Annotated in this window: 18 protein-coding genes; 7 read left to right on the plus strand and 11 right to left on the minus strand. The window is 68.8% G+C overall.

The window, feature by feature from the left end:
- Positions 1-13: 13 nt before the first annotated feature.
- On the minus strand, positions 14-1,138 hold the full coding sequence (locus QP029_RS04395; RefSeq protein ID WP_284875627.1) for an App1 family protein phosphatidate phosphatase: 1,125 nt from the start codon (positions 1,136-1,138) through the stop codon (positions 14-16).
- A gap of 150 nt (positions 1,139-1,288) precedes the next feature.
- Here QP029_RS04395 and QP029_RS04400 point away from each other — a divergent pair, with 150 nt between their 5' ends.
- Positions 1,289-2,386, plus strand: coding sequence for a Fic family protein (locus tag QP029_RS04400; protein WP_349293717.1), 1,098 nt, complete (start codon positions 1,289-1,291; stop codon positions 2,384-2,386).
- Between the two features lie 84 nt (positions 2,387-2,470).
- On the opposite strand, the gene QP029_RS04405 is transcribed toward QP029_RS04400, so the two are convergent.
- Positions 2,471-3,832 (minus strand): dicarboxylate/amino acid:cation symporter, encoded by a 1,362-nt coding sequence (locus tag QP029_RS04405; protein WP_284875628.1) that lies wholly within the window; start codon positions 3,830-3,832, stop codon positions 2,471-2,473.
- 95 nt (positions 3,833-3,927) lie between these two features.
- On the opposite strand from QP029_RS04405, the gene QP029_RS04410 reads away from it, so the two are divergent.
- Positions 3,928-4,593, plus strand: coding sequence for a DUF1801 domain-containing protein (locus tag QP029_RS04410; RefSeq protein ID WP_284875629.1), 666 nt, complete (start codon positions 3,928-3,930; stop codon positions 4,591-4,593).
- Positions 4,594-4,611: 18 nt separating this feature from the next.
- Positions 4,612-5,175 (plus strand): hypothetical protein, encoded by a 564-nt coding sequence (locus QP029_RS04415; RefSeq protein ID WP_284875630.1) that lies wholly within the window; start codon positions 4,612-4,614, stop codon positions 5,173-5,175.
- On the opposite strand, the gene QP029_RS04420 is transcribed toward QP029_RS04415, so the two are convergent.
- From QP029_RS04420 to QP029_RS04430, 3 genes are read right to left on the minus strand one after another with little or no spacing between them, the layout of a single operon-like run.
- On the minus strand, positions 5,172-5,678 hold the full coding sequence (locus QP029_RS04420; RefSeq protein ID WP_284875631.1) for a GNAT family N-acetyltransferase: 507 nt from the start codon (positions 5,676-5,678) through the stop codon (positions 5,172-5,174). The genes QP029_RS04415 and QP029_RS04420 overlap by 4 nt on opposite strands.
- 38 nt (positions 5,679-5,716) lie before the next feature.
- Positions 5,717-6,121: a four-helix bundle copper-binding protein gene (locus tag QP029_RS04425; protein WP_284875632.1), complete on the minus strand. Its 405-nt coding sequence runs from the start codon at positions 6,119-6,121 to the stop codon at positions 5,717-5,719.
- A gap of 9 nt (positions 6,122-6,130) precedes the next feature.
- Positions 6,131-6,736 carry a DNA-3-methyladenine glycosylase gene (locus tag QP029_RS04430; RefSeq protein ID WP_284875633.1) on the minus strand — a complete coding sequence of 202 codons (606 nt, stop codon included), beginning with the start codon at positions 6,734-6,736 and terminating at the stop codon, positions 6,131-6,133.
- Between the two features lie 61 nt (positions 6,737-6,797).
- Between QP029_RS04430 and QP029_RS04435 the strand changes: the two genes are divergently transcribed.
- Both QP029_RS04435 and QP029_RS04440 read left to right on the plus strand, forming a co-directional pair.
- Positions 6,798-7,379, plus strand: coding sequence for an HAD family hydrolase (locus QP029_RS04435; protein WP_284875634.1), 582 nt, complete (start codon positions 6,798-6,800; stop codon positions 7,377-7,379).
- Complete coding sequence (locus QP029_RS04440; protein WP_284875635.1) at positions 7,376-7,882, plus strand: gamma carbonic anhydrase family protein; 507 nt, start codon at positions 7,376-7,378, stop codon at positions 7,880-7,882. The genes QP029_RS04435 and QP029_RS04440 overlap by 4 nt, the downstream gene beginning before the upstream one ends.
- On the opposite strand, the gene panC is transcribed toward QP029_RS04440, so the two are convergent.
- Genes panC through QP029_RS04470 form a run of 6 tightly spaced genes read right to left on the minus strand, consistent with a single transcriptional unit; the run spans position 7,879 to position 13,175 of the window.
- Positions 7,879-8,691, minus strand: a complete 813-nt coding sequence (gene panC / locus QP029_RS04445) for a pantoate--beta-alanine ligase (RefSeq protein WP_284875636.1) — start codon at positions 8,689-8,691, stop codon at positions 7,879-7,881. The two genes, QP029_RS04440 and panC, sit on opposite strands and share 4 nt — an antisense overlap.
- Positions 8,691-9,488, minus strand: a complete 798-nt coding sequence (gene panB / locus QP029_RS04450; protein WP_284875637.1) for a 3-methyl-2-oxobutanoate hydroxymethyltransferase — start codon at positions 9,486-9,488, stop codon at positions 8,691-8,693. Before panB ends, panC begins: the two co-directional genes overlap by 1 nt.
- Positions 9,489-9,505: 17 nt before the next feature.
- Positions 9,506-10,579, minus strand: coding sequence for an ROK family protein (locus QP029_RS04455; RefSeq protein ID WP_284875638.1), 1,074 nt, complete (start codon positions 10,577-10,579; stop codon positions 9,506-9,508).
- Between the two features lie 59 nt (positions 10,580-10,638).
- A complete protein-coding gene (locus QP029_RS04460) occupies positions 10,639-11,931 on the minus strand; it encodes an MFS transporter (RefSeq protein WP_284875639.1) in 1,293 nt (430 codons plus the stop codon).
- 34 nt (positions 11,932-11,965) lie between these two features.
- Positions 11,966-12,412 (minus strand): hypothetical protein, encoded by a 447-nt coding sequence (locus QP029_RS04465; RefSeq protein ID WP_284875640.1) that lies wholly within the window; start codon positions 12,410-12,412, stop codon positions 11,966-11,968.
- Between the two features lies 1 nt (position 12,413).
- A complete protein-coding gene (locus QP029_RS04470) occupies positions 12,414-13,175 on the minus strand; it encodes an NAD-dependent deacylase (RefSeq protein ID WP_284875641.1) in 762 nt (253 codons plus the stop codon).
- 26 nt (positions 13,176-13,201) lie between these two features.
- On the opposite strand from QP029_RS04470, the gene QP029_RS04475 reads away from it, so the two are divergent.
- Both QP029_RS04475 and QP029_RS04480 read left to right on the plus strand, forming a co-directional pair.
- Positions 13,202-13,822 carry an LOG family protein gene (locus tag QP029_RS04475; RefSeq protein WP_284875642.1) on the plus strand — a complete coding sequence of 207 codons (621 nt, stop codon included), beginning with the start codon at positions 13,202-13,204 and terminating at the stop codon, positions 13,820-13,822.
- Positions 13,819-15,528, plus strand: a complete 1,710-nt coding sequence (locus QP029_RS04480; RefSeq protein WP_284875643.1) for a DUF885 domain-containing protein — start codon at positions 13,819-13,821, stop codon at positions 15,526-15,528. The genes QP029_RS04475 and QP029_RS04480 overlap by 4 nt, the downstream gene beginning before the upstream one ends.
- Positions 15,529-15,718: the final 190 nt, after the last annotated feature.

Here is a 15,718-nt window from a genome sequence, read left to right on the forward strand (position 1 = left end):
TTCCGGCGGTGAGTTACACGCGGTCCGCGGTCTCCTCCACCGCCGGGAACGGCGCCTTCCGGTACTCGGTGAGCAGCTCGTGGCCGTCGGCACCGTAGATGGTGGGGACGCTGCCGCCCTGATCGGCCTCGGCGGCCTCGTCGAAGGGGACGGCGGTGCCGTGGGAGAGGACGTGCTCACCCGGGGTGAGCTGACGGATGGCCACACCCGCGATGCGGTCGGGGTGCTCGAAGACGGCCTCGCCGTAGATCAGCGGGTCGTGCTGGCCGTCATCGCCGACAAGGATCCACTGGATGTCCGGGTACTCGATGATGAGATTCCGCAGCTGCACCTTCTTGTGCTCCTGGCCCGAGCGGAACAGGCCGGTCGGGGTGGGACCCCAGTCGGTGAGCAGCATGGGGCCGGCGGGGAAACGGTGCTTGAGCAGGAAGGACTCGAGGGTCTCGTAGGTGTTCCACGCGCCGGTGGACAGGTAGAAGACCGGGGCGTCCGGGTGCTCGTCGAGGATGTCCTGGTAGAACTCCGCCATCCCGTCGACCGGCTGGCGGGTGTTGGTGTGGCGGACCCAGGAGTTCCAGGCGGCCAGCAGGGCACGCGGCAGCCAGGTGACCATGACGGTGTCGTCGATGTCGGAGATCAGCCCCACCTTCGCGCCGGGGGAGACGATGAGCACCCGGGTCTGCACCGGCTCAGCGCCCTCCGCCTCGATGGTGACCTCGTGCCAGCCCGGCTCGAAGCCGTGGTCCTCGACGAGCACGTCGATGTAACCGTTGCTGTTCGTCCGGGAATGGACCACCTTGTCACCGGCGCGGACCGTCACAGGCAGGTCACCGACCTGGATGGTGAAGAACTGCCGCCACCCGCGCTGCGCCTCCTCGGTCGCCTTCTGCGCCTGCTCCCGCAGGGTCTGCGGGTTGCGCGGAATGTGGTGCGTGGTGGGCGGCAGGTCCGGGTGGGAGTCGTTCTCGGCGTGCGCGGGATCCTGCATGAGCACGCGGCCCACGACGTGCACCCGGCGTTGCGAGCCGTAGCCCGAGAAACCGGTGATGGTGGGCACCCAGCCGTCCTCGGCCTTCTTCCGGGTACCGACGCGGTTGATGGAGCGCTCTACTTTGCGGGCGATGTCTGCGATGGCCATGCACACGAGAGTAGCGGGAGTGCCGGACACACACCGGACCGCGGGGACGAGCTCAGCGGTTCGATCTCCTCTGACCAGCGAGTAGAGAACCATATGTCGATTTTTCTGCTCAGAATCGACATATTTCCGACATATGTTTAAGCTGTCGACATGAGCCCTGAGCTGGCGAATTTCGACCCTACTGTTCCCTACAACGACCTGCCCCCGCTTCCCCCGGCGGAGCAGGTGGAGACCGTACGAATTCTCAAAGCGGTAATTTCTGCCCGGGAACAGCTCGCGGTATTGGACACCGCCTGCCGACTCATTCCGAATCCCCACATCATCACGTCGACGATTCCGCTGCGAGAGGCTCAGGCGTCCACCGAGATCGAGAATATTGTCACGACCAACGATGAGCTGTTCCGGGCTGCGTGGGACGTGGATCTCGACCCATCTCCGGCGACGAAGGAGGCCCTGCGCTACCGGGAGGCTCTCCACACTGGAGTAACCCACCTGGCGGAGCGCCCGGTGTCGGTGAAGACAGCTGAGCTGGTAGGCGGAATCCTTCTGGGGCGAACTGCACTGATCCGCTCCACTCCAGGGACCTACATCGGTGATCCCGTTGCACAGACGCGGGTGTACACACCGCCGGAGGGCCAAAGAGTGATTGAGAATCATCTGTCCGCCTGGGAGAAGTTCATCTATTCCGACCATGAGCTGGATCCACTCGTGCTCATGGCCCTGACTCACTACCAGTTCGAGGCGATTCACCCGTTCCACGACGGAAACGGTCGGACCGGGAGGATCCTCAATGTGTTGCTCCTCATTCAGGAGGGGCTCCTTGAACTACCGGTGCTGTATCTGTCCGGATTCATCGTCGCCAATAAAACCGAGTACTACAGGTTGTTGAGGAAAGTAACGGAGCATGGCGCCTGGGAGGAATGGCTCCTGTTCATGCTGCGCGGCGTAGAGCAGGCGGCGCGTTCTGCCATTCGCCTGATCAATTCGCTTCGCGAGTTGCAGGAGTCGACTGTGGCGGAGATCCGCGCCCTGGGCAATATTCAGCCAGCTGCGGAGGTGTCGGAGCTTCTTTTGGTCAATCCCTACGTGCGGATCCAGGACGTGATTGACGCGGAACTTGCCAAGCGTCAGACCGCGTCAGGCTGGCTTGCGAGCTTGGTCGCGGCCGGGATCCTCCAGGAGTTGAAGATCGGTCGACAGAAAATCTTCATCAATACGCGAGCCCTGAGCATTTTGACCAGCACTTAAAGAACTATATGTCGATTTATTGGCCCAGAATCGACATATCAGCGCCATATGTCGATTCCGTCGACATATGGCGCTGATGCTGATTCAGACCCGAGCTTCCTCGGGGGCGGTCTCCTCGAGCGCGCCGTGTTCCCCGGCGTCCCACTGATCCTCATCGAGGATGCCGGCCCGCTTCGCGACGACCGCGGCCACCAGCGCCTGGCCCGTCACGTTGACGGCGGTGCGTCCCATGTCGATGATCGGCTCGGTGGCCAGGAGCAGGCCGACGCCGGCGAGCGGCAGACCCAGGGTGGACAGGGTGAGGGTGAGCATGACGGTCGCGCCCGTGGTGCCGGCGGTGGCCGCGGACCCGAGGACGGAGACGAGGATGATGAGGACGTACTCGGTGACGCCGAGCTGGATGCCGTAGAACTGGGCGACGAAGATCGCGGCGATGGCCGGGTAGATCGCGGCACAGCCGTCCATCTTGGAGGTCGCGCCGAGGGGGATGGCGAAGGAGGCGTACTCGCGGGGCACGCCCATGGACTGCTCGACGACGCGCTGGTTGACCGGCATGACGCCCATGGAGGAACGGGTGACGAAGCCCAGGGAGGTCACCGGCCACACGCGCCGGAAGAAGCCGAGGACCGGCAGGCGGTTGATCATGAGGGTGACGGGGTAGATGATGCCCATGACAATGGCCAGGCCGACGTAGATGGCGAGGACGAACTTGCCCAGGGAGCCGAGGGCCTCCCAGCCGTAGGTGGCCACGGCCTTGCCGATGAGCGCGGCGGTGCCGATCGGGGCCAGGCGGATGATCCACCACAGGATGACCTGGACGACCTTGAGCAGGGACTCGGTGAACGCGAGGAAGGGTTCGGCGGCCTTGCCGGCCTTGACGGCCGCGATGCCGATGGCCAGGGAGATCACCAGCAGCTGGAGCACGTTGAAGGACAGGGAGACCCCGGAGTCATTCGCGGAGGCCCCGAGACCGAGGATGTTGGACGGCACGACGGAGTTGATGAAGCCCAGCCAGGACCCCTGGGTGGAGGGCTCGGCGGCGGCGGAGGCGTCGACAGCTGCGCCCACACCCGGCTGCATGACCAGGCCGACGAGGATGCCGGCGAGCACCGAGAAGAACGCGGTGATGGCGAACCACACCAGTGTGGACACGGCGAGCTTGGCGGCGTTGGCCACCTTGCGCAGGTTGGCCACCGAGGTGACCACCGCGGCGAAGATGAGCGGCGGGATCATGAGCTTGAGCAGCTGGACGTAGGTGTTGCCGCCCCACGTGAGGATGCCGGCCAGCCAGCCGTGCTCCCCGTCGGGCAGGCCGGCGTCCATGGACCGGGCGACCAGGCCCAGGATGAGGCCGATGATGAGGCCCGCGATGACCTGGGCGCCGAAGCCGGTCATCCAGGACGGCAGGATCCGCCGCCGGGATTCAGTGTGGGTGATGGTGGACATGAATGCTCCTACCGGGGAGAAGGGGTGTCACCGGGTATGACGCTGCGAATGGAAATACTATTCCACATCGAAGGAATCTCTCTAGGATTGCCCTCATGAGCACCTCCTTCGACTCCATTCCGGGTGTCGGCCGCCCCGCCCGGGACGCACTCACTCTCGCCGGGTACCGCGATCTCGAGTCTCTCGACGGAGTGGCGTGGGCGGAGGTGCTGGAGCTGCACGGCGTCGGAAAGCGCGGACTGGAGCGGATCCAGGCGGCCCTGCAGGAGAAGGGTCTGGGGATGGCGGGCGCCCCCGCGCCGGAGGAGCGGAAGGCCGAGTGGACCCGCGGCAACACCGGCGACAACGCCCCGGACCTGAAGACGCACGCCACCGACCAGTCACCGGAGCAGTTCGTCGAGAGCCTGGACACCCCGCGCCGGGTCGAGCACGGGCGGCTGCTCCTGGAGATCCTCCACCGCGCCACCGGCGCGGAACCGGTGATGTGGGGACCGAGCATGATCGGCTACGGGCAGACCCACTACCGCTACGCCACCGGGCGGGAGGGCGACACCTTCCACGTCGGGTTCAGCCCGCGCAAGGCGAAGATCTCCCTCTACGGGCTGCAGGGGCTGCCCCGCTCCGAGGAACTGCTGGCGAAACTGGGCAAGCACCAGGCGGCCGTGTCCTGTGTTTACGTGAACAAGCCGGAGGACATCGACCTCGCGGTGCTGGAGGAACTCATCGCCCACGCCTGGCAGACCCCGCCGCAGGCATGCTGAGCGGGTAGAAAGGCAGTCATGATCACCACGTATCTCAGCCAGGACAGTCTGGCGCGGCTCACGGAGCTCATCGGCGCGGAACTGCTCGGCTACGGCACGGACATCGAGCTCGACGAGGGCGTCGGCGCGTTCGGCGCCTGGCTGCACACCGATCAGGGGTATGTCAGCCTCGAGTATCTGGAGACGGTCATCGACTTCGGTGACGAGGGTGAACGCGTCGAGTCGGTGCTCACCGTTCACCCCCTGTCGGCGGAGGGCCCGGGCGGGGAGGAGTATCCGCTGCCCGGGACGATCACGGCGATCCAGCGGGTGCAGGACGGGATCCGGCAGATCACCAAACCGGAGCAGACCACCGAGTGGGAATGGTGGCGCGACAGCGGGGTGCGGATCACGCTTGATTCGGGTCGGGAGCTGCTCATCCACTGTGCGTCCCCGGTGGAGATCGAGGTGGACATGGTCACCGTGCCCGCGGGAACGGCCGAATCCCCGACCCCGAAGGATCCGGGGCGGGTGTATCAGGAGGGGGAGAAGCGTCGCTTCGAGTACGAGCGGCGGGAGACCCCGGTCCCGAAGAACGGTTAACCGGTGAACGCCGGGTGGTAGGTGACCTCACCGGCGGGGACGTCCGGGTCGGCGAGGGCGACGGCGAGGAAGTACTGCGGGTCGAACCCGGGGTAGGTCAGGCCCGGGCGGGTGGCCAGTCCGAAGCGCCGGTAGAACGTCGGGTCGCCGAGGGCCACGGCCCCGCCGGCACCCATCGCCTCGAGCTCGTCGAGGGCACGCTGCATGAGCTGCGATCCGATGCCCTCGCCCTGCGTGGCGGGGTCGACGCTGATGGGGCCGATGCCGAACCAGTTGCCCGTCCCGTCGGAGATGCTCACCGGAGAGGCGGCGATGTGGCCGACCACGGCGGGCCCCTTGACGGCGATGAAGGAGAAGGTCAGCGAGTCGGTGTCGCGGAGAGTCTCGACGATCTCGGCCTCCCGCTGGTCCGAGTAGGGCTTGTCCACGAAGGCGCGGGAGGTCAGGTCACGGATGGCCGGGATGTCGGCCTCGGCCTCGCGACGGATCGTCAGGGTGTCCATGGGTGCATCCTACGTCCCGGACCGGTCGTTCCCGGTCATCACGGAAGGGCACCGAGCAGTTCGGCGCACGCCTTCTCGCAGCGGCGACACGCCTCGGCGCAGACCCGGCAGTGCTCGTGGTGGTCGGCGTGGGCCTCGCACTCCTCGGCGCAGGAGGAGCAGGCGGTGATGCAGGTGGTCAGCTGCTGCTTGACCACCACGGCGTTGTCACCGGTGAAGCGTGCCAGCACCCGGGCGGTGGCGGTGCAGATGTCGGCGCAGTCCTGGTCACTGCGGATGCACGCGCGCAGGTCGGCGACGGAGTCCTCGGACAGGCAGGCGTCGGCGCAGGTGGTGCAGGTGCTGGCGCAGTCATTGAGCGCCTCGATCGTCGCGGCGAGCAGGGACGTGTCAACGCCGGCGTTGTTCAGGTGGGTGGTCAGCATCTCGGCGGTGGAGCTCATGATGAATCCTCACGGTGTGGGGGCGATCACGTTTCCCTCCCCACCATAACCGTCTCCGCCGGACCCTGCCCGACCGGGCCGACCGCGCCGACCGGAGACGGTCCGGTCACCCGGGATCCAGAAGCGCAGCGGGGCCTCCGCGTTGCGGGAGATGCCGATGCGCGGTCCTGCCACCCACTCCGGTTCCGCGGTGCGGACGCTGAGGTCGACGGGCGTGCCGTTGTCCGCCAACGCCAGGCCGAGGCACTTGCCCAGGTTCCCGGGGCCGGAGGCGAGTTTGTGGAAGGGGACGTCGCCGCGGCGTCGATACGCCTCGTCCACGCCGGCCACCACCTCACCGGCCCGCATGAGGCAGCCGTGCCCCGTGCCCGCCGGCGCGCACACGAGATTGCCCGCCAGGTGGATGCCGTAGGACAGGTACACGTAGAGCCTGCCCGGCGGGCCGAACATGGCGGCGTTGCGCGGGGTCCGCCCGCGGAAGGTGTGCGCGGCCTCGTCGTCCGCACCGAGGTAGGCCTCGACCTCCGTGAGACGGACCGAGACACCGCCGTGCATGATCGTGCACCCCAGCAACTGCGGGGCGACGACGTCGGCGGGAGCGGAGAAGTCGATCATGGCGGCCCAGTGTAGGCACAGACGTGGTTAAGCTTGAAACAGCAAGGAAGGAGCCCCCGACATGACTGCCCTGTTGTTCGGACTGCCCGGAGTGCTCATGCGGCCCCGGACGGAGGCGGACCGGCGTCTCATCGAGCGCACCGTCGGCGGCGACGAGCGCATCTGGCCGATCTACCATGACCTGCGTCCCGCCTACGACAGTGGCGACGTCAGCGATGAACGTTTCTGGCGTCAGCTGCAGGTCCGCGCGGACCTGGCTCCCTTCGACATCATGGAGGCCATCGCCGCCGACCACGAGACCGTGCTCGTCGCTGATGAGGAGATGAGGACGGTGGTCACGGAGCTGGTCGACGCCGACCGCTGCTGCGGCATCCTGGCCAATCTGCCGTGCAGCCTGGCGAAACTGGTGCGCGCGGAGCATCCGTGGATCGAGCGTGTCGACGCCGTCACCTTCTCCTGCGACATCGGCGTCGCCGCCCCCGACCCCCGCGCCTTCGCCGTCGCCGTCGACGCGCTCGGCGTCCACGCCCGGGACACCGTCTTCCTCGACACCGATCCCGCCCACCTGGCCGCCGCCACGGATGCCGGGTTGCGCGCCGTGCCCTTCACCGGCCCCGACTCCGTCCGAGAGGTCCTGACATGATCATTCCCTTCGAGGGGACGACCCCGCGCATCCACCCGACCGCCTGGGTCGCCCCCACCGCCGTGATCATCGGTGACGTGGAGATCGGCCCGGACGCCTCCGTGTTCTACGGCTGCGTCCTCCGCGGTGACGTCAACGCCATCCGCGTTGGCGCCCGCTCCAACATCCAGGACAACTCCGTCCTCCACGTCGACCGCGACGCCCCCTGCACCCTCGGCGAGGACGTCACCGTCGGCCACATGGCCCTGGTCCACGGCTCGACCGTCGGCGACGGCACCCTCGTGGGCATGAAGTCCACCCTGCTCTCCCGGTCCCGGATCGGTTCCGGGGCGCTCATCGCCGCCGGCGCCGTGGTGCTCGAAGGATTTGAGGTGCCCGACCACATGCTCGCCGCCGGCGTGCCCGCCAAGCTCCGCCGGGAGCTGGAGCCCGAGCAGTACGAGGGGTTCATCCCGCACGCCGGCCGCTACGTCGAGCTGTCGAAGAAGCACGCCGAACTCTAGAGCCGACGGTTGTCGATCAACCTGGTCCCACCCACGTGGATCGCCGCCACCGCCAGATCCCCCGGGCCGGGGTGATCCACCGGCAGGAGGGTGCCGGGGTCGACGACCTCGAGATGGTCGAGCTCGACACCCTCCGCCCCGGCGAGGCGGGCGCGGGCCTCATCGACCGTCACCTCACCGGCCGCGAGGGTGGCCAGGGTCCGGGGCAGGACCAGTGCCTGCTCCCGTGCCCGTGCGGTCAGGTGCTGGTTTCGGCTGGATTCGGCCAGGCCGTCCGCGCCGCGGATGATCGGGACCGGCCGGACGGTCACCGGCAGGGTGAGATCGGCGACCATGCGCTCGATGATGGCCAGCTGCTGGGCGTCCTTCTCCCCGAAGTAGGCCCGGTCCGGGGCGAGCAGGGCGAAGAGTTTGGCCACCACGGTGGTCACGCCGTCGAAATGCCCGGGACGGCTGGCGCCCTCGAGGCGCTCGCCCATGGTGCCGGAACGGACCCACACCTCCGGGACCCCGCCGGGGTACATCTCCTCGACCGACGGGGCGACGACGGCGTCGACTCCGAGGATCTCCAGGAAGGCGACGTCCCGGTCGAGGTCGCGCGGGTAGCGGCGGTAGTCCTCGCAGTCGCCGAGGTCGGTGAACTGCAGGGGGTTGACGAAGATGCTGACCACCACGTGGTCATTCTCCGCGGCGGCGAGCCGGACCAGTTCGCCGTGCCCGGAGTGCAGGGCGCCCATGGTGGGGACGAGGCCGACGGAGCCGACCGGGCGGAAGGCGTGGGCCTCGGCGACGGCGCGCAGCAGCTGCATCAGAAGGACTCGGACTCGGCGGGGAAGGAGGCGTCCTCGACGTCGGCCTTGTAGGCGCGGGCGGCGTCGAGAAGCACGGAGCCGAGGTCGGCGTAGCGGCGCACGAATGACGGGGTCTTGCCCCGACCGAGGCCGAAGGCGTCGGTCCACACCAGCACCTGGCCGTCGGTGGCGTTGCCGGCGCCGATGCCGATGGTGACGATGTCCAGCTCGGCGGTGACCTGGGCGGCGACGTCCGCGGGGATCATCTCCAGGACCACCGCGAAGGCGCCGGCCTCGGCGACCGCGCGGGCGTCGGCACGCAGCTTCTCCGCGGCCCCGCCCCGGCCCTGGACCACGTAACCGCCGAGGGTGTGCTCGGACTGCGGGGTGAAGCCGATGTGGCCCACGACCGGGATGCCGGCGTCGACGAGCGTGCGGATCGTGTCCGCGACCTCGACGCCGCCCTCGAGTTTGACGCCGTGGACGCCGGTCTCCTTCATGAAGCGCACCGCCGTCGCCAGCGCCTGGGCCGGACCCTCCTCGTAGGTGCCGAAGGGCAGGTCGGCGACGACGAAGGCGCGCTCCACGGCCCCGGCGACCGCCCGCGACATCGAGAGCATCTCGTCGGTGGTGATCGACAGCGTCGACGCCTGACCCAGCACCACGTTCGCGGCGGAGTCGCCGACGAGCAGCAGGTCGATCCCCGCCTCGTCGAAGATGGCCGCCGTCAGGGCATCATAGCTGGTGAGGCAGGAGATCTTCCGCCCCTCGGCCTTGGCCTGGGCGAAGTGTCGGGTGCGCATCCGGGCTGACATGGCTCAAGAGTATAGGTCTAGTGTGATCCGACCGACACCAGGCCGAGGGGTTCGCGCAGCAGCTGGTCGAGCGCGACAGCCCGGGCGATGGCGCGGACGATCTCCCGGTGGGTGGGGATCATGCGCAGTTCCACCCCGGTCCCGCCCAGCCGGTTGCGGACCTCGCCGGCGAAGAGTTTCGGGGCGGCCGGATCGTCGATGAAGGCGGAGCCGGCGACGACGATGGTGGCGGGCCGGTGCTCCTGGGCCAGGTTGGCGGCGAGTGTGCCCAGGCGGCGGGCGCGGTCATCGAGCAGTGGGCGGGCGTCGTCGACGAGGACGGCCTCGGAGAGGGACTCGAAGCGCCCCTGCAGGACGCCGGCGGTGCTGAGCTCCTCCGCGGACGGCGGCAGCGCGATCTGGGCGACACCGTCGTCGTCGGCGATGGCGGCGCCGAGGGAGTCGTCGGCGAACAGCGCCATCGTCGCCGGTGAACCGGCGGGCAGGTCCGCGGACTGGATCTCGGAGCCGAGGATCGCGGGCACCGCCGCGGACACGACGACGGGGACGGAGAACTGGTAGCGCAGCCGCTCGGCGACGTCGACACCGTGCCAGCCGAGGTTCGGCGCGTCGACGACACCGTCACCGCTCACCCGCCCCGACGTGGTCACCCCGACGGACACCAGGGGTCGGTCGAGGCCCGCGGTGAGTCGGTTGAGTCCCGCCATGACGTGCTCGATGAAGTCGCTTTCCGACAGCCGCGCCACCGGCGTCGGCACATCCGCGTCGCGGATGGTGCGCCCCCGGGCGTCGAAAAGCCCGATGTAGGTGGTGGAGGTGCCCACGGCGATGCCGGCGAGCACCCACGGCCCCGGCGCGAGCTCCAGGGGGATGGTGGGGCGGCCCCGGCCCTGGGAACGGGTGAGGTCGGTGCGCTGGTGGACCAGGCCGGCGTCGATGAGCGAGGAGACCGCGCGGGTGATCGTCGGCTGCGACAGGCCGGTGGCGTCGACGAGTTCGCTGCGGGTGACGGTCTGCTGCTGACGGATGAGATGCAGGCACTTCGCCGCGGGGGTGCGCGGTCGGGAGAAGACGGTGCCTGCGGTGGTCATGGGATGATCATACATGATTAGACCGCACAGTCTAATGTGGACCTCTGAATCTAGACAGATCAGTTCGTCGGGGCGGTGGAGTCGACCGTGTCCGGCCCGGGCCGGGTATACCGGCTGAACGACGGCACCACCAGCGCGCACACCGCCGTCCCCACGACGACCAGCACGCCACCGATGAGCGTGGCCATGCCCACACCGAACGGCCCCGCCGCCCACCCGTGCAGGACATCCGCCAACCGCGGCCCGCCGACCACCACGACGATGTACACGCCTTGGATCCGGCCCTGCACATGCTCCGCCGCCGACTGCTGCAGAATCGCCGTGCGCAACGACGCCGAGAACATGTCCGCCGCCCCACCCACGACGAGCATGAGCACCACCAACCAGGCGAAGATCGTCACCGTCCCCGGGCTGAGCATGACACCCAGGCCCGCCACCACGACCGCCGCGCCCCAGACGACGATGCACACCATCACCGCCAGGCCCTGCCGCACCACCCGGGACACCCACCCCGACAACACACCGCCGAGCACCGCACCCACCGCCATGGAGGAATAGAGGAGAGCGAGCATGATGCCCGGCTCCGTCTCCCCGAACCGGTCCGCCGCGATCTCCGGATACAACGCCCGCGGCATGCCGAACACCATCGCGATGAGATCCAGCAGCATCGCCACCAGCAGGATCGGCTGACCCCACAGGTACCGCAGGCCGTCCACCACCGAGTGCACGCCCGCCTTCTGCCCGACCTCCTTCGGCGCCAGCGCCGGCAGGGCCAGCACCGCCCCGAGCGTGGGCAGCAGGAGCAGCGCGTCGAGGAAGTACAGCCACGAGAAACCGATGAACGGGATGAGTGCACCCGCGACCAGCGGGCCGACGATCGCACCGGCCTGCATGAGCATCATGTTGAGGCTCGCACCCGCCGGCAGCTGATCCAGCGGCAGGATCGCCCGGTTCACCGCCGTCCGCGTCGGCTGGTTGACCGCGAAGAACGCCTGCTGCAGCGAGAAGGTCCACAACAACCACCACACGTTCGTGTTGCCCGACCACGTCAACGCCCAGAACATCACGGCCGTGAGGATCATCCCCAGGGTCGAACCGACGAGGACGAGCCGCTTGTCCAGGCTGTCCGCGATCGACCCGCCGTAAAGGCCGAAGATGATGAGCGGGACCAGCCCGAACAGGCCCGTCAGCCCGACATACGCACTGGAACCGGTGAGCGTGTAGATCTGCGCCGGCACCGCCACGACCGTGAGCTGCGCCCCGATCGTCGTCGCGATGTTCGCCGTCCACAACCGGCGGTAGGCCGGTACCTGCAGCGGTCGGGTGTCGGCGAAGAGATCACGGAAGCTCACGAACGGAGATCGTAGCCCTACGGCCCGTCCGTGATCACACGAACGCGATGATCACCGCGTCGCCGCGGTCGGCGGCCGCGCGGAAGAACTCGGTGAGACGGGTGACGGCAGCGGCGATGTCACCGTCGGAGACCTCGCCGAAACTCTCCTCCAGGACGAGGCCGCCGGTCTCCTCCACGGTCGCCGGGTCGGTGTCCGCCAGTGCGTCGGCGAGCATGGTCACCTGCATGTCGGCGAGGGCATGGACCGGCGGGTGATGGCGCCACATCTCACCGCCACTGAGCGCCGGGGCGGCGGGCGTGTTGTTCAGGCCCGCCTGCAGTCCGACCCAGGTGAGGTCGGTGCCGAGGCGCAGGGTGGGGTACTCGTCGGCGTCGAGAAGCTCGAGGGTGCGGTCGACGCGCTGCGGTGAGGACATCAGGCGGAGGTGCTCGTCGGCGGGGACGGCGAGGACATGAGGCACGGGGGTGGAAGTGGTCACGTCACCCCAGAGTAAGGCCCAGCACCAGTTCCGGCAGCCCCCGGGCCGCGGTCGTGCGCCAGGACACATCGGCGAAGCGGGTGAGCTCGGTCGGTTCGGGGGAGATCTCGATGACCGGGGTGCCGCGCTGGACGGCGAGCAGGGGCAGGGCGGCGGCCGGCTGCACGACACCGGAGGTGCCCACGATGATGACGAGGTCGGCGGACTCCATGCGGGCCTCCGCACGCGCCCACGCCTTCTCCGGCAGCGCCTCCCCGAACCACACCACGCCGGGACGGATGAGGTTGCCGCAAAGCGGGCACTCCGGGGGTGCGAGCCGGTCGACGGGCTCGGCGGGGAACTCGACCTGCCCGCGCCAGGGGCGGGAACAGATGGTGCAGCGGTAGTCGAACAGGGAACCGTGCAGGTGGACCACGTCCTCCGCGCCGCCGCGTTCGTGCAGGTCGTCGATGTTCTGGGTGGTCACCGTCACCGTCGTGTCCGGCAGCCCGGCCCACTCGGCGATCGCGCGGTGCCCGGCGTTGGGTTCGACCTGCCGGCACTTCTGGGCGCGCCACAGGTACCAGGCCCACATCGGTTCGGGGTCACGCGCCCAGGAGCCTACCGACGCCATCGCCACCGGATCCACATGCGTCCACAGGCCCGTCTGCGCATCGCGGAACGTGTCCAGCCCCGATTCGGCCGACATGCCCGCACCGGTGAACACCTCGATGCGGCGGGCGTCGCGGGCCAGGCCCAGGGCGTGCGAGAAGGCGTCCTCCATGGGGCCCAGGCTATAGAATCCGGGCCATGGATTCCGTCGCGCCGGGGCACATCACATCGGTGGCCGTCTACTGTGGCTCCTCCCACGGGGCCCGTTCCTCCTATACCCGGGCGGCGCGGGAGATGGGCGCCGGACTGGCGGCCCGGGGCCTGCGCCTCATCTACGGCGGTGGTGCGGTGGGGCTCATGGGGGAGGTGGCGAGCGCGGTCGTCGAGAAGCAGGGGGCGGTGACCGGCGTCATCCCCAAGCAGCTGCTCGACCTCGAACTCGCCCACCCCGGCGTCACCGACCTCGAGGTCGTGGACACCATGGCGCAACGCAAGACCCGCATGGAACAGCTTGCCGACGCCTTCGTGGCCCTGCCCGGCGGCGCCGGCACCCTGGAGGAACTCTTCGAGGTCCTCACCATGCAGCAGCTCGGCCACATCCGCGGCCCCGTCGCCCTGTGCAACACCGACGACTTCTGGGACCCCCAGGTGGCCATGCTCGAACGCGCCACCGCGGAGGGCTTCCTCCAACCCAAGTACGTCGAGTCGCTCATCGTGGAGAATTCCCCGGCGGACGTCCTCGACGCCTTCGCCACCTGGAGCGCACCCGGCGGAAAGTGGGAACCGGGCAACGTCCCCGGCTACACTGACCTGTCATGAGTTCCGAGACCGCTGTGACCTCAGCGAATTCGACGGCGAATTCCACCGACCTGGACACCGAACCGCGTACTCCGTCGCTGCTGGACGCCTCCTGCGAGGGATTCGTCTACGACCTCGCGGCCCTGAGCCCCACCGACGCCACCGCCTGGGGCATCCCCGGCCACGACGGCGAACTGCAGGACTTCTCCCCCGACTACTGGGGTGCCGTCGCCGACCGCACCCGCGAGATGATCGCCGACGTCGACGCCTTCGACGACGGCACCGACGAATCCGATGACGAGGACGACTTCGACGAGGTCGACCACGTCACCGCCGCCGTCCTCCGCGACCGCCTCTGCCTCGACCTGGACCTGCACCACCACGGTGAGAACCTCGCGATGCTCAACAACATCGCCTCCCCCGTCCAGACGATCCGCGACACCCTCATCCTCATGCCCTCGGACACCCCCGAGCAGATCGACGCCATCCGCTCCCGCCTGTCCAAGGTCGAGGCCGCCCTCGCCGGCTACCGCGAATCCCTCTCCGAGGCCTCCGGCCACGGCCACGTCGCCCCCCTGCGCCAGATCGACGAACTGACCTCCCAGTGCGGTGACCTCGCCGACTCCAACTCCCTCCTGGACAGCCTCGGCGTCGACCCCGACTCCGCCGAGGTCCATTCCGCCAAGCAGGCCTTCGCCGACATGGCCGACTGGCTCTCCGAGCAGCTGGCCACCCACGCCCCCCGCGAGGACGCCGTCGGCCGCGAGCGCTACCAGCGCTTCTCCCACCTCTTCGTCGGCGACACCGTCGACCTCGACGAGGCCTACTCCTGGGGACTCGAGCGCCTCCGCGAGATCACCGCCGAGCAGCAGGCCATCGCCCGCCAGCTCTACGGCGAGGACACCACCCCGCGCAAGGCCTTCCGCAAGCTCGACGCCGAGGAGCGCTACACCCTCCACGGCACCGACGAACTCATCGAATGGATGCAGGAGACCGCCGACCGCGCCGTCGCCGACCTCCACGGCAGCGCCTTCGACATCCCGGAACAGGTCCGCACCATCGAGTGCCGGATCGACCCGGCCGGCACCGGCGGCATCTTCTACACCCCGCCGTCCGACGACTTCACCCGCCCGGGCCGCATGTGGTGGTCCGTGCCCAAGGCGCAGGACACCTTCCACACCTGGCAGGAACTGACCACCGTCTTCCACGAGGGAGTCCCCGGCCACCACCTGCAGATCGGCCAGACCCTCGTCGAGCGCGACAAGCTCAACCTCTGGCGCCGCGTCGCCTGCTGGAACTCCGGCCACGGTGAGGGTTGGGCCCTCTACGCCGAGCAGCTCATGGCCGAACTCGGCTACCACGAGGACCCGGGCACCCGCATGGGGCTTCTCGACGCCCAGCGGCTCCGCGCCGCCCGCGTCGTCCTCGACATCGGCGTCCACCTGGGCAAGAAGGTGCCCGAGGGCACCGGCATCTGGGACGCCTCCTACGCCAAGTCCTTCCTCCGGGAGAACTCCGCCATGGACGAGGCCAACCTGCGTTTCGAGCTCAACCGCTACCTCGGCTGGCCCGGCCAGGCCCCCTCCTACGCCCTCGGCCAGCGGCTGTGGCAGCAGACCCGCGACGAGGCCGTCGCGCAGGGCCAGTCCGTCCGCGACTTCCACCGCCGCGCGCTCTCCCTCGGCTCGATCCCGATGTCGATCCTGCGCCAGCAGGTCCTCGACTGACTGTTCGGCCGCAGACCAGCTCCAGCGTCTGACACCGGGCCCGGTTTTCCGTGATTGTGGCCCCGGTGTCAGACGCTGTTGCTGATTCTGGGTGGCGGGCCCGTATGGATCGGCGGAATCCGCACTGACGTCTGACACGGGGCCAGGATTCAGGCGGATTCGGCTCCGGTGTCAGACGTGGCTGCTGGTT

This window comes from Corynebacterium suedekumii, assembly GCF_030252185.1.
Classification (GTDB): Bacteria; Actinomycetota; Actinomycetes; order Mycobacteriales; family Mycobacteriaceae; genus Corynebacterium; species Corynebacterium suedekumii.

Bases quoted from the DNA above. Each gene is read 5' to 3' on its own strand.
- QP029_RS04430 (WP_284875633.1), bottom strand. From the start codon at position 6,736: ATGATCGACTTCTCCGCTCCCGCCGACGTCGTCGCCCCGCAGTTGCTG.
- QP029_RS04435 (WP_284875634.1), top strand. From the start codon at position 6,798: ATGACTGCCCTGTTGTTCGGACTGCCCGGAGTGCTCATGCGGCCCCGG.
- panB (WP_284875637.1), bottom strand. From the start codon at position 9,488: ATGTCAGCCCGGATGCGCACCCGACACTTCGCCCAGGCCAAGGCCGAG.
- QP029_RS04410 (WP_284875629.1), top strand. From the start codon at position 3,928: ATGAGCACCTCCTTCGACTCCATTCCGGGTGTCGGCCGCCCCGCCCGG.
- QP029_RS04440 (WP_284875635.1), top strand. From the start codon at position 7,376: ATGATCATTCCCTTCGAGGGGACGACCCCGCGCATCCACCCGACCGCC.
- QP029_RS04470 (WP_284875641.1), bottom strand. From the start codon at position 13,175: ATGGAGGACGCCTTCTCGCACGCCCTGGGCCTGGCCCGCGACGCCCGC.
- QP029_RS04395 (WP_284875627.1), bottom strand. From the start codon at position 1,138: ATGGCCATCGCAGACATCGCCCGCAAAGTAGAGCGCTCCATCAACCGC.
- QP029_RS04425 (WP_284875632.1), bottom strand. From the start codon at position 6,121: ATGAGCTCCACCGCCGAGATGCTGACCACCCACCTGAACAACGCCGGC.
- QP029_RS04420 (WP_284875631.1), bottom strand. From the start codon at position 5,678: ATGGACACCCTGACGATCCGTCGCGAGGCCGAGGCCGACATCCCGGCC.
- QP029_RS04475 (WP_284875642.1), top strand. From the start codon at position 13,202: ATGGATTCCGTCGCGCCGGGGCACATCACATCGGTGGCCGTCTACTGT.
- QP029_RS04405 (WP_284875628.1), bottom strand. From the start codon at position 3,832: ATGTCCACCATCACCCACACTGAATCCCGGCGGCGGATCCTGCCGTCC.
- QP029_RS04480 (WP_284875643.1), top strand. From the start codon at position 13,819: ATGAGTTCCGAGACCGCTGTGACCTCAGCGAATTCGACGGCGAATTCC.
- QP029_RS04400 (WP_349293717.1), top strand. From the start codon at position 1,289: ATGAGCCCTGAGCTGGCGAATTTCGACCCTACTGTTCCCTACAACGAC.
- panC (WP_284875636.1), bottom strand. From the start codon at position 8,691: ATGCAGCTGCTGCGCGCCGTCGCCGAGGCCCACGCCTTCCGCCCGGTC.
- QP029_RS04415 (WP_284875630.1), top strand. From the start codon at position 4,612: ATGATCACCACGTATCTCAGCCAGGACAGTCTGGCGCGGCTCACGGAG.
- QP029_RS04455 (WP_284875638.1), bottom strand. From the start codon at position 10,579: ATGACCACCGCAGGCACCGTCTTCTCCCGACCGCGCACCCCCGCGGCG.